Raw genomic sequence first — 13,482 nt, 5'->3', positions numbered from 1 at the left:
GTAATTTTACAGACAAGATTTACTTCACCTAATTCTAATTGCTGCATTTTATTTGTCACATTAGATTAGGCATAATTTAGCTTTTGAGCTGCTTTGGAAATACTTCCTTCTTGAGCAGTTGTCAAAAAGACGCGAAGTAATTGAATATCCATATTGCCTCTTAACTTAAGTTGATATCACTTTTAGAGATACCCCGCATCTCAGTATTGAATTATACATGATAGGTAAATCTATTATAAAGTATAGGTATTGATTAAGAAAATTATTGGATAGAACAGTGGGCAACTTCAGCTAGAAATAAAGCCCTTACTGATGATAGTTGATTAGAAGAAGGTTTAGTCCCTTTAACGTTTAATAATTAAGAGAGGAGAGTTTGTATGGTAACATATCATGCTTTAGAAGTAAAAGGTCTAAATATATTTTATCGAAAGGCAGGGAATCCAGATAATCCAACCATCTTATTGCTGCATGGTTTTCCATCTGCAAGCCACATGTTCCGAGATCTTATTCCTCTTCTAGAAAAAGACTATTACGTAATTGCGCCGGATTATCCTGGCTTTGGCAATACAACTTCGCCTGATCGAAAGGAATTCGACTATACATTTGATCATATTACCGAAGTAATTGAAGCTTTTGTTAATAAATTAGAACTTGATAGGTATGCTCTATACGTTTTTGATTATGGTGCTCCTATTGGTTTTCGTTTAGCTAAGCATAACCCAGAGCGTATAACAGCAGTTATTAGTCAAAACGGAAATATTTATAGAGAAGGTTTGGGATCAAAATGGGCAACTAGAGAAGAATACTGGGAAAACCCAACGCCGGAAAAAAGACAAAGTTATCGAACGGCTTTTGCACCAGAAACCATTAAAAATCAATATATCGATGGTACGCAGGAAAATAAAGTTTCTCCAGATGGTTATATGCTTGACATTACTTATATGAAACGACCAGATAATGACGAAAAACAGTTAGATTTAATATTTGATTATCAAACCAACGTAAAAATGTATCCTGAATTTCAACAATATCTCCGTAATCATCAGCCACCCTTATTAGCAGTTTGGGGTAAAAATGATGTTTCCTTTGTTCCAGAAGGAGCCGAAGCTTTCAAAAAGGATTTACCTGATGCGGAAATTCACTTATTAGACAGTGGCCACTTTGCCCTAGAAACACATGCAAAAGAAATTGGAGAATTAATGGTAGATTTTTTAAAACGTAATCATATTTAAATAGAATAAAACTAGAAATCTCTCTAAATACTACATCGTAATTTATAAAAATAGGGAACATAGAGATTTACAAATGTATTGTAAGTCTCTATATTCTCTCCAGTAAAGTAAATATCTAAAGGAGGCGTTTTATATGACAAGAAAATGTATTAATGCTGATGGGGCTGTTGCTGTCGGTCCATACTCTCATGCGGTTGAAGCTGGGGATTTAATATTTTTATCCGGGCAAACTCCTATAGATTCACAGACTCAAAAGCTCTCGGAGGGTAATATTGTAGAACAAACAAAACAATGTTTTAAAAACCTTTTTAAAGTATTAGAAGCATCGGGTTTAACCCCTGAAAATGTGGAAAAGGTAAATGTTTTTTTAACCAATATGGATGATTTTGCAGCAATGAACGAAGTTTATGCAACACAGTTTTCTGCTCCATATCCCGCTCGTACAACTATAGGAGTAGCATCTCTCCCTCTAGGCGCACAAATTGAAATAGAAATGATAGCTAGAAGGTAATAACCAACGGTGAATATTATGTAAATAAATAGCCAAAGGAAAAGGATAAGCTACAAGCTAAAGTATAAGTGAATATTGAAGGTGAGGTCATTACAAATTGACTCCTAGAATTATTAATTTAGCTATTGGAACGCCAAAGGAATATAATTGGAACAACGAAGCTAAGCTATCTGGAATAGGAAAGTCTTCTACCAAGGTTGCTGAGTTAAAAAAGATAGGGTTCATGGGAGACGACGTTGGAAATAAAGAAAAGCATGGTGGTGTTGATAGGGCGGTATGTTTATATCCATTTGAACATTACTCTTATTGGGAAAGAATCTTTCAAAAGAAAATGGTTTTACCGGCCTTCGGAGAAAATATTACAGCAACGGGCATGACTGAAGAACAAGTTTGTATAGGTGATATATATCAAATCGGAGATGCCATCGTTCAAGTGACGCAGGGAAGGGTACCTTGTGACACAATATCGAAATATAATGAGGAAAAACAATTTTTAAAGAGAGTCGTTGAAACGTCTCTAACAGGTTACTTTTTTCGAGTATTAAAAGAAGGAGCTATTAAAAACGATTCAGAAATAAATGTTATTGATAGGCACCCAAAAAGAATATCAGTGGCTTTTGCTACAAAAATTCTTTTTCATCGACACGAAGATAAACAATCAATTGAAAAAATATTGAAAGTTGATGATTTATCAGAGGAATGGAGAAATAGATTTCTAAAATTCTTATGACCCTTTTATTCTATATATAAATTTATAGAACTTCCATTCTATTAAGTAGGAAGAGGAGTTTTTAAATAGGTCCGGGGTTCTTAAATGTTTCAATATGAGAAAGCTATGTTTTAGCTGTTTTTTTAAAGAATTACTTACAAAATAAGTTAGGAAATTGGATCCCTAGACCTGACAAAGAACCTACCTCTAAGACGACGCAAGAAAACAGTAACCTTGATTAAATAATATTTAGGTGTAGGTATTTAGAAGTTTTTCACCATGAAAAATAGCCCCCTTTAGAAGTCCATCTCTCTCTAGAGAGGGCTTGCTTATAAGGCATAGTTATTTAACAGCTTCTTTTAATTCTTTTCCTGGTTTAAAAGCAGGAGACTTTGAGGCCGGAATTGTCATTTGTTCACCTGTTTGAGGGTTACGGCCTGTACGCTCTGCGCGCTCACGTATTTCAAATGTACCAAATCCAACTAATTGAATTTTTTCTTCTTTCGCAAGTGTATTAGAAATTGTTTCAAATAAAGCGTCTACAGCCTTTTTTGAATCCTGTTTCGTTAGTTCAGATTTTGTTGCAACTGCATCTACTAGTTCAGTTTTATTCATATTCAAACACCTCATCTTCTTATTTTCAGATAATATGTAGAGATGCTAACATATCATAGCTTCTACTCGCTTGTCACATAATAAGGTTAGGAAAAAAGGGGATGAATTTCATTTTCCTCTAAATATTTGTACTGAGATTTGCTACATTTAATGATAGCAAGAGAACAAAAATTCTAGAAACCTGAAGTTTGTGCCGAGTGATCAGTTATAGATAAAACCAAAGATAATTTCCGCCGAGAATGTATCAGACAATTAGCCGCAGTTCAGATACAAATGTTCCTGAAGAAACATTATCTCAACTGGAAATATATGGGATATTCATTCATAGAACGTTTAAATTAGCTTCATAAGCTAGCTATTTAAAGAAGACTAAATCTCTATTTTTCTGGATAAATGGTTGTTGGACATAGTCCTGCTATTCCCTGTGTTTCTTCCTGTTTTTTAAGAATGCTACGGTGAGAAGAAGAAGAGGGATTATTACTTGAAAAGGAAGAAAGAAAATAAGGGGCACTATCTTGGTTCCCTCGTAAAGAAATTCCTGAAAATTTCTGGCAATCGTGACGGAATAAAATATAATGATGAGCCCCACAGGATAAGCCAGGCGCGAAGATGACTGAATTTTAAATAAGCTCGCCGTGCTGATTACAACAGCATACAGATACAAGCATATCTTAAAGAACACACCAATAATTGCCGCTATCATAAAATACACATCAAGACGTTCTAAAAAATCAGCTACCTGGATGCTTTGTACAGTACTGAGAAGAGGAAACTGTGAACGTGAAGTAAGGTCTACTCCAAGTACACTCGCATTAATAATCATAATAATAGTTAAGTTAATCCCACTTAATCCGATTGCGCAAAATCCAGTAATTTTTGCTTTTTTAGAGTTATTCAAATAAGGAAAAATCATCAAGAATAAGACGGTTTCTCCAAATGGAAAGTACAAAGTTTGAGTGAATACAACCTTTAGAACTAGCCATATTCCTTCCTCAAGTACCGGCTGTAAGTTTGTAAAATTGATTAAACCAGAACACACAATTAGAATAAATCCGGTAACGGCAAGTACATACATGAAAATAAAAAGTAGTTCTCCTGATCTCGCTACCACCTCAATCCCTTTCCGAACGGTATAAATAATGACAAGCATCAATAAAGCATTTGCGATAAATAAAGGAGTGTCTGGATAGGAGAACGTTAACAACATCTCCCCAAAATCACGTAGAACCCTTGCTGCACTATTCGCAAAGTACAGGATATAAAGAAAGGCAATTGTCTTGCCTATCACTTTCCCCATGATTTTTTGCATGTACTCTGTAGGTAAAAGGTCCGGATAATAGGAATAAAGTTTATGATAGACTAAAAATAGAAAGAAACTACATATCATTCCAAGCAAAATCGCCAGCCATGCATCCTGTTTTGCTTTCATCGCAAGAGGTATCAGCAAAGCACTCCCCAGTTCAAACAGTACCATCAAGATAAACAACTGACTGGCACTAATTTTGGCTTTTTCCATTCAACTGAGACCTCCTTTTCATCACCTTTGCATTGGAAAGAAGCGACTTGTTCCGTAAATCAGCATAAAGGACATGAGTCCTGCAATAATATCCGCACTTAATTCTAGAAAGTACAAATTACTCCACTTCGATTTTAATCTCTTCCTTCTGTTTTATTTAGCCTAGATCTAAATCGTTGGTTGACTGCAAAGAATCTAAAACATTCATTTTACTGCTCTTTCATCCATCCGGCCCACTAGCTTTTCTTGTTTTAAAATTGATCATGTTAACTAGATATAGGATATGCAAAAAACTGGTTACACAAACCTAGTATAATTAGTAGCATAGATTCTATAATTAAAAGTGAGATGTCATCTATCGCTATAATATAACATGGAGAGAATGTATTTATTCTTGTGAAAATTAATATAGAAAACACTGAGTAAACCAGTATTCTCCATATAGTTACTAAGGTTCTGGTACAAAAAAAGTCGTTCTAAAAGCAATTAACACTTCTGGAACGACCAAATTTTCATTATTTTTTTAAAAGGCAATCATATGTATGATCTCTATTAGCAGCAACCACAAACCTTGATTTTCCTTGTTTGCATTCATGAGTGATTTCGATATCGCCACAATAAGGACAAGTAAGGTATGCTCTGGACTGCATATGATTAGAGCTGATTATTTCCTCAGGTGTAAAAACGTCCATTCTTATTCCATAATGAATAGAAGCAACTTTCTTTACCCTTATCATATGATTTCTGACACAAATAATCTAATGTTATTTTTTATTTTATTATAATTAAATTGCCTACGTTGAATAATATCAACTATAGCGAGCAAACTACTCAAGATGTTTCCGAGCATCACCTGAAAAGTAGTGATATGTATAGCCGAAAAACTCCTGAACAGGCACCAGGAGTTTTCGTTTTTTTAGTTAATATAAAACATTTCATAGAAAGAGATAAAGTAGTCTAGTAATATCCAGACTACTTTACCCTTCAAATGAAACTGAAGTGTGTGAACCTTAGAAAAAGTGTGTACCGAAGTCTTCGAAGTCTACTGATCCTCCATCCAGAAATTATAAAGCATAAAAGAGTCTTATGATAACATTAATTTCCCCATCCTATTTCCTAAGATAAAAACTGCACCCATGGACTAAAATTAAAAGATAATGTCCTTGTTCAATCATGCAAAAGCTTATTTACTGCATCTTTTAACTTTCCATAGGTTCTCAATTTGCTCATATCTATTCCTAATTGAACGGCAGTTAAGCCAATTTCCGGACGGATACCTGTGATGGTTGTATCAATTCCAAGTAGGTCTAACATCTTTATAACTTGAAATAATTCATTGGTCATCATAGTATCAATGGAAGGTGCACCTGATAAGTCAATAATTAAGCAAGACAGATTGAGCTCCTTTGCTTGCAACATAACTTTCTTCGCAAAATCACTATTCTTATAATCATCAACCTGACCAATGAGAGGCAGCACACCTACTGTATCGGAAATGCTAATGACAGGCGTGCTAAGTTCAGAAATCAGCATTTTTTGAGCTTGAGACTGCGCTTCTGAAACTTGTCCATAATAAAGTGTAAAAAGTTCTATCATCCGATCAAACGCTTCATTCACTACTTTATTCCATAGAAAAAGCTCTTCGTATGTAATGCTAGACGAATAAAGATAAAAAAATGATTCAATCTGTTTAAAAAAGATTAAACGAAACTTTTTAAAATAATGGATACTATGATAAAGAGAATCGCCTCTCTGAGCTCTTTTCGTGGCAACTTCCTGTGCCCAATCACTAAGAGTATCTAATGACTCTCCTATAAGAACTTTTACAATTTTACAAGTGAAATATTGATTTTGTACTCGGAGATATTCGGTTGTTTCGGAAGAGGCGTCAGCTGTATAGATAGAATCCTTTTCTACTTCCCGCGAGTCTAGCCATTCTTGTGACATTTCATCAATATGTTCTAGTAAAAAGTCATGTAGCTTTTCTGTCATTTCATGCATAACACGTTCTCCTTTACTGTTATCTAACGTTTCGTTTCCCGGTTTACTTACATGAAAAACCTCTACTTATTTATGAAGCATCCTGGATCTGTAATTGGTAACGCAAATTCAAATAAATTTTAAAGTATTCTCAAATATATACATATTTTTCTATCTTAAGCAATAGAAAAGATGATTAGGAAGGAGAATTTATATATGTATGTTTTAATAGCTGGCTTCATTCTGAGTAGATTTCTTTTAACAGACGATCAAATAAAACAAGTTAATTTCATACTAATTGAAGTATTACAGATAAACAAAAAGTTTATCTGTAATACTATAAACAAGGCCAATGTATAACAGAAATGAGATTTGTCGATATGATTGCTTCTTCCTATTGCAGCTGATTTATTATTATCAGCGAAAAATGGTGTACGAACATATGCCGTAGCTCTTACAGAAACGGCAACGCCAGAAGTACGCAAAGTATTAAAAAAACAAGTAGACGAAGCTATTGAGCTTCATGAAAAGATCGCTCAATATATGATTGATAATGAAATGTATCATGCCTATGATGTTGAAGAACAAGTAAATCACGATTTAAACAAGGCAGATAAAGCGTTAGAATTAGCCAAAGGTTAAAAATCAATATTCGTAGGTACATATTTTCTATAAAGAAGAGAGAGTCTAATTAAAATAGAACCTCTCTTTTTTATCTATAAGCAATTGTGCTAAGATCTGGAACTAAAGACTTTTTGAATTGAGATTATAAAGTAATATAAGTTCACATAACGAAGACTGTATTCCTAAGTTAAGTATGAACTCTCAATAAATGGAAATCCTAATAACACTACTATCAAAATATTGAATGGAGGTCTTAATGTGACTCATAATGAACACACAGGAGGACAGCTTCCACAGACGCCTGAACCATATTGGAGAGATTTTATTGATTTGCCGGAGTTTCCCGGTCTAGATAATGACATGGATGTAGATGTTGTTATTGTAGGAGGAGGGATTACAGGTCTTACTTCTGCTTACCTTTTAGTCAATGAAGGTCTAAAGGTTGCCATTTTAGAGGCGGGAAGACTATTGAATGGCACAACGGGACATACAACAGCAAAAGTTACTGCCCAGCACGATTTGATCTACGATGAGTTTATTCGGAATTTTGGAAGAAGTAAGGCAAGATTATACTATAAGGCTAATACAGATGCCTTGAACTTTATTAAGCAAACAGTTGAAAATCATCAAATTGATTGTGATTTCATCATGCAGGATGCTTACATATATGCTACTACTGATGAGTATTCTCTAAAACTCGAAAAAGAGGCAAAAGCTTATAAGGAACTTAATATTGATGGTGAATTGGCGGATCATATTCCTTTTAACGTGGAAATTAAAAAAGCCCTTGTTATGAAAGACCAGGCACAGTTCCATCCTATTAAATACCTCGTTCACCTCATTCAAGCTATTAAACAAAAAGGCGGACTTATTTTTGAGCATACAACAGCAGTGAATATTGAATCCGGAGATAAGCCAACAGTTCTTACACGAGAAGGTATACGTGTTACAGGTAGCTACGTTCTTTCTTGCTCGCATTTTCCTTTTTATGAAGGGCTGGGGCTTTATTCTGCCAGAATGCACGCTGACCGCTCATATATCCTTGCTGTTAAAGCCAAAGAAGCTTATCCAGGTGGAATGTATATTAGCGCTGATCAACCGACACGTTCCCTGCGTTCTGCAGTCATTAACGGTGAGGAAATGATTCTCGTGGCGGGAGAAAGCCATCAAACAGGCCAAGGAAAAGATACAATGGAACATTATAAAGCGTTAAAGGAATTTGGTGAACAAGTTTTCGATCTGGAAAATATTGCGTATCGCTGGTCAGCACAAGATTTAGTCACGCTTGATAAACTTCCTTATATTGGAGAACTCACCTCTGGGCAACCTAACATACTAGTCGCTACTGGCTATAGAAAATGGGGAATGACAAATGGAACAGCAGCAGCACTCTTGTTCAGAGATATAATTCTAGGCAAAGAGAACGCCTATCAACATTTATATTCACCCTCCCGTTTTTACGCAAACCCCAGCTTGAAAAATTTCTTAGTAGAAAATGCTGATGTCGTAGGCCATCTCATCAAAGGGAAGCTTGAAATTTCTGATGTAAGGGCTGAAGATCTATCTAATGATGAAGGGGCTGTAATTACGGTTAGAGGCCATCGAAAGGGAGCCTACAAAGATGAAGAAGGAAAACTCCACATTGTAGATACAACCTGTACTCACATTGGATGCGAAGTCGAGTGGAACAGCGGAGATCGTTCCTGGGATTGCCCTTGCCATGGATCTAGATTTTCTTATACAGGAGAAGTTATAGAAGGTCCAGCAGAAAAGCCCCTGCAGAAATATGATTACACAATGCTCGATAACCTTACATCAGAGGATTCTGGCTATTAAAGACCCTTCTTCTTTTATGAAAATGATTTAAATCGACAAGCTAGTATCACGAACCCTCAGTTGGAGTTGAAATCTCTTACTGCAGGGTTCTTTTTTACTGTTTTACTACATGCATGAGAATGATGAACTATAATTTTTTGTATCTAAATCTCCTATAATTTAACTTCTTCTATAATAAATATCACATGCTATATTTGTATCCTCTATAAAATTTAGTTAACATAATATCTTTTTAAGGAAATTATACATTGAAGGTTCGATAAAAAATGTAAGATTTGTAGAAAAGCAAAATAAAGTTTTTCTTACCTGTAAAGGATGCTGTTTGAATTAACATGATGGTAACAAAAAAATGGTTTGATATTATGGTAAAAAATAAATGGTTAGAACAGCCACGACTTGCTCCTAATAGAAAAGAAATTGCACAAGAAAAATGATAAAGAAATGAATACAAACTAATATATTCAGCAAACTATTCAAGATGCCTAAAAGCATCGAGACCAACTTCTAATTATGTCACTGAAAAAGCTACTGGTCCTTGATGAGCTAGTAGCTGCAAATTCTGAAGGGTGGAACACTGGGTGGCAAGGCGCTTATGATTATACTACATTAGCTCAATACAGTGATTATCTAATGTTAATGGCATATGATGAACATTCGGTTAATCACGAAACTTCTGGACCGGTAGCAAGTCTCCCTTTTGTAGAAAAAACAATTAAATATGCTTTGTCACAGAAAGTACCGTCTCAAAAAATTGTTTTAGGGATACCTTTTTATGGGAGGCTTTGGAATGATGAAGGGACGATACGAGGTATTGATGTTCCGATTAAAAATGTAGCTGCTCTTATAAAAAAATATGATGGAGATATTGTTTACAATAAGAAATATCAGTCACCCATGGCTACATTTACTGTTAAAACGAATGATGATTTGAGTACGGTAAATGGGACAAAACTTCCTCCTGGAACTTACACACTATGGTATGAAAATGAAAAATCCATTAAAGAAAAGCTCCAATTAATAAAGAAATACAACCTAAAAGGAACTGGAACATGGAGTTTAGGCAAGGAGACTGCCCATACATGGGGATATTATAAACAATCACTAAATGCATCAACTGAAGAATAAGTGGAATGTTCAAATATAATAATTTTTAAATTTATATAAACTGGAAAAGCCCGTAAAATAATTCTCAATAATTATTCTACGGGCTTTTTTTCTTTGGGTTAAGAAGCTCTGGAAGCTTCTTAATTAATAATTCTTCAGGGTACTTATAGAGCTAGAAAATCTTCTCATTAAATCTTTCTGCTAATCTAAGTACAAGTTACTGTCTATTCTAGGAGTTCACCTCATATATAAATACTATTTATAAATTATAATTCAATTAATACTAACTCCACTTTTAATCAAATTTGGTGGCGTTTTCCCTTGTAATCCAGCCACTAAATTAGTTGCCCCTAACATAGCCATTTTTAATCGAGTTTCATAGGTAGCAGATCCTATGTGCGGTAAAGTCACAACATTTTCCATGGAGAGTAAAGGGTTGTCCATTCTAATAGGCTCTTCAATAAATACATCAAGACCTGCGGCGAGAATTTCATTTGTTTTTAAAGCATAAATTAAGGCCTCTTCATCTACAGTTTTTCCCCTTGAGCCGTTAATAAAAATAGCCGTATCCTTCATTAATTCGAATTCTCGCTTTCCAATCATCTTTTCAGTTGAGGGTGTTAATGGCGTCATTACGCATACAAAATCAGACTTCTTTAGCAATTCTTCCAATGAACAATAAATAGCATTATATTTTTGTTCTGCTTCTTCCTTTCTAGATCTATTATGATATAAAATTTGCATGTCAAATCCTAGATGAGCTCTTTTAGCAAGGGTATTACCGATACCACCCATTCCAATAATACCTAATGTTTTATGATGAACATCTACCCCAAACTTTTCCTCGCTTAAATTTGATTTCCATTCACCCTTTTTAACAAATTGGTCTAATTCAGGGATTCTTCTTGCTGTAGATAAAATTAAGCTAAATACCGTATCAGCTACTGTATCATTTAACACTTCCGGAGTATTTGTAGCGATTATCCCTCGCTTTTCCAATTCCTTGAGGTCTAGATTATCGTATCCAACAGAGGTATTACATACCATTTTTAAACATGGTGCTTGGTCCAATAAATCTTTATTTACTTTTAATTCTGAACCAATTATGGCATCCGCATTTTTTAACTCTTGAATAAATTTAGGGTAGTTTTCTGAATCTAACTTCTGAAAGTACACTACGTCACATGTATTTTCAATAAAGCTTAATACTGTCTTATCTATTTTCTTGTAAATAATTACTTTTGATTTCATAATTAACATCTCTCCATTTTTAAGATTTTATAGGAAGCAAATCTATCCAATTAGTTTATTTTTATGTTTATTGTTTATATCAATCTTTTAGTTTAAAAGAAGTTGATAAGCAATTGGACAGCTGACCATATTGCTAAACCTGACGCAAGAAATAAACATGTGTTTTCAAACCAATTATTTTTGTATTTACCCATTAAACTTCTTTTATTAGAAAGAATTAACATACCTATAGCAATTACAGGGAATCCTACAACATTTAACGCATTTACAACAATTGTTAGGGTAATAAAACCAGGCATGCCTGGGATAGACCAAATGATAGGAGTAACTAGTACAAAAATCATTATCCACTTAGACATAGGATCTTTATTGTATTTACCTTCATATTTTTCTTTTCGAGCCTTATTAATTACGTAATAAGCATCTGTAACTAAACGTGGATAACCCGTAGATTTACCTACAATACTAGCAAATAAAACACCAAAAACTCCTAGATAAAAAATAAGCCAGCCTGTTTGCCCTAATGCCATTTCTAAAGCTTTACCTAAGTCATCAATAGTTTCGACATGGATGCCATTTGGCTTGAGTATCTCTGCACCTATAATCCAAATAGCTAAGTTAATAACAATACATACACCAATAGCAAACAATAAATCATTTCGTTGAATTTTTAAATGGGCAGGTTTAGTCCAACCTTTTTCTTTCATGAAATAAGGATGAACAAAGTTAGAGATAGATCCTGCTACTGCACCAATGATTGAAACCGCAACTAAAAGTGCTCCATGAACACCTGTATCACTTGGAATACTAAAGCCAACTGTTCCTTTAAATATTTGTCCCATATCCGGATTTGTTTGAATGGCTAACACAAGGAAAGCAATAGTTAGTAAGCCAAGAATAACTTTCATCACATTTTCAATCGTGCTGTAAATGTTCCTTCCAATTAATAATAAAATCAATACAACTACAACGACAGAGCCTATAAACGGTTGATTTATATGGAGAAGAGTAGATAATACTTCTCCGGCTCCTTTAATCATATAAGAATTAAATAAATGACCCATAATTAAGGCATAACCAAAAAGAAAATAAGCAAAAAAAGGATGGATACGTCCATAACCCTCAAGAAGGGAAAGTCCTTCTGTATTACATAGCTGAAAACGAGCAATTACATTTACAATAAGAAAACGAAGCAGGAGGGATAAAGCTAATATCCACATTAAGCTATATCCATAATCTGCTCCAGCAACAGAAGAGGTCACTAAATCTCCTGCACCAAGCCATGTTAAAACAGCCAGAATACCAGGACCAAAAGTTTTTGCAAACCTCGTTAAAAAATTACTCTTCCTTGTAACAATTTCCGGGTTTGTTACAGTAGATTCTGCTAAGTTAGATTGGTTTTTCACAGAATTTCCCTCATTTCAATGTTTTTGTATACGCTTTCATATTTTCTATGGTAAACATTTTAAATCTTGACATGAGCATTGAATTTAAAGGTTGATATCAAATTCTGAAGAACTTTTTAAGGTTAGATCTCCCTAAGTAATTCATTTCTCTTGAGTCCCATAATGATTTATAAATACGTATTTACATTGATGAATTGATGGACTTAACTTGAATAGTTTGTGAAAAGCATGATTGAGAGATTTTCTTAGAAGTTTTAATTTTTCTCCTTTTGATGTGTAAGAGGATGATTTCAAGAACTAAAGGAGAGTAAAGCTATTAACTGAAAGAAATATTCAAGTTTTAAAAACTTGCTCTTACATTAAATTAATTTTAACTTTTGTTGTATTATCATGATGGAACCTCCTTCTTGTAAGAATTTTTCGAATATTTTACTTTTATATAGTAAGACAAATTAAAATGTAAGTCAATAATATTTAGTTTTTATTACAGCATTGTCTTTATCAAATAAATTCTTAGTTTTAATATAGAAAATGTTGTTTAGAGTTCCAAAATAGTAACTGGTTCTATATTTTTATCAGTTTATTCAGCGTACAACATTATTCTTTTATATTTATAATAAAAATTATAAATAATTATTGGAACAATTATTCCAGTAGCAAAAAGAGGAGATTATACCTAATACATCAAATCAATATAG

General features: G+C 33.9%; 11 protein-coding genes and 1 pseudogene. 6 read left to right on the top strand and 6 right to left on the bottom strand.

Annotation, left to right across the window (positions count from 1 at the left end):
• Positions 1-68: 68 nt before the first annotated feature.
• Positions 69-152, bottom strand: a pseudogene (locus tag ACLHDF_RS07630) (LysR family transcriptional regulator); the annotation flags it as partial.
• Positions 153-377: 225 nt separating this feature from the next.
• On the opposite strand from ACLHDF_RS07630, the gene ACLHDF_RS07625 reads away from it, so the two are divergent.
• From ACLHDF_RS07625 to ACLHDF_RS07615, 3 genes are all read left to right on the top strand, one after another.
• On the top strand, positions 378-1,232 hold the full coding sequence (locus ACLHDF_RS07625; protein WP_413918307.1) for an alpha/beta fold hydrolase: 855 nt from the start codon (positions 378-380) through the stop codon (positions 1,230-1,232).
• Between the two features lie 133 nt (positions 1,233-1,365).
• Positions 1,366-1,743 carry a RidA family protein gene (locus ACLHDF_RS07620; RefSeq protein WP_413918306.1) on the top strand — a complete coding sequence of 126 codons (378 nt, stop codon included), beginning with the start codon at positions 1,366-1,368 and terminating at the stop codon, positions 1,741-1,743.
• Between the two features lie 97 nt (positions 1,744-1,840).
• Positions 1,841-2,473, top strand: coding sequence for an MOSC domain-containing protein (locus ACLHDF_RS07615; protein ID WP_413918305.1), 633 nt, complete (start codon positions 1,841-1,843; stop codon positions 2,471-2,473).
• Positions 2,474-2,794: 321 nt separating this feature from the next.
• On the opposite strand, the gene ACLHDF_RS07610 is transcribed toward ACLHDF_RS07615, so the two are convergent.
• From ACLHDF_RS07610 to ACLHDF_RS07600, 3 genes are all read right to left on the bottom strand, one after another.
• Positions 2,795-3,067 carry an HU family DNA-binding protein gene (locus ACLHDF_RS07610; protein WP_272812492.1) on the bottom strand — a complete coding sequence of 91 codons (273 nt, stop codon included), beginning with the start codon at positions 3,065-3,067 and terminating at the stop codon, positions 2,795-2,797.
• A 415-nt stretch (positions 3,068-3,482) separates the two neighbouring features.
• On the bottom strand, positions 3,483-4,583 hold the full coding sequence (locus ACLHDF_RS07605; RefSeq protein ID WP_413918304.1) for a GerAB/ArcD/ProY family transporter: 1,101 nt from the start codon (positions 4,581-4,583) through the stop codon (positions 3,483-3,485).
• Positions 4,584-5,750: 1,167 nt separating this feature from the next.
• Positions 5,751-6,584, bottom strand: a complete 834-nt coding sequence (locus tag ACLHDF_RS07600) for an STAS domain-containing protein (RefSeq protein WP_413918303.1) — start codon at positions 6,582-6,584, stop codon at positions 5,751-5,753.
• Between the two features lie 363 nt (positions 6,585-6,947).
• On the opposite strand from ACLHDF_RS07600, the gene ACLHDF_RS07595 reads away from it, so the two are divergent.
• From ACLHDF_RS07595 to ACLHDF_RS07585, 3 genes are all read left to right on the top strand, one after another.
• On the top strand, positions 6,948-7,205 hold the full coding sequence (locus ACLHDF_RS07595; RefSeq protein WP_413918302.1) for a spore coat protein: 258 nt from the start codon (positions 6,948-6,950) through the stop codon (positions 7,203-7,205).
• Between the two features lie 342 nt (positions 7,206-7,547).
• Positions 7,548-9,023, top strand: a complete 1,476-nt coding sequence (locus ACLHDF_RS07590; protein WP_413918896.1) for an FAD-dependent oxidoreductase — start codon at positions 7,548-7,550, stop codon at positions 9,021-9,023.
• 510 nt (positions 9,024-9,533) lie between these two features.
• On the top strand, positions 9,534-10,148 hold the full coding sequence (locus tag ACLHDF_RS07585; RefSeq protein WP_413918301.1) for a glycosyl hydrolase family 18 protein: 615 nt from the start codon (positions 9,534-9,536) through the stop codon (positions 10,146-10,148).
• A gap of 252 nt (positions 10,149-10,400) precedes the next feature.
• Here the strand turns inward: ACLHDF_RS07585 and ACLHDF_RS07580 are convergent, their stop codons facing one another.
• Both ACLHDF_RS07580 and ACLHDF_RS07575 read right to left on the bottom strand, forming a co-directional pair.
• Positions 10,401-11,378: a 2-hydroxyacid dehydrogenase gene (locus ACLHDF_RS07580; RefSeq protein ID WP_413918300.1), complete on the bottom strand. Its 978-nt coding sequence runs from the start codon at positions 11,376-11,378 to the stop codon at positions 10,401-10,403.
• Positions 11,379-11,470: 92 nt separating this feature from the next.
• Complete coding sequence (locus tag ACLHDF_RS07575) at positions 11,471-12,784, bottom strand: Nramp family divalent metal transporter (RefSeq protein ID WP_413918299.1); 1,314 nt, start codon at positions 12,782-12,784, stop codon at positions 11,471-11,473.
• Positions 12,785-13,482: the final 698 nt, after the last annotated feature.

The sequence above is a fragment of the Priestia megaterium genome (genome assembly GCF_046599315.1).
Taxonomy (GTDB): Bacteria; Bacillota; Bacilli; order Bacillales; family Bacillaceae_H; genus Priestia; species Priestia megaterium_F.
This window is presented reverse-complemented; position numbering and strand designations above follow the sequence as displayed.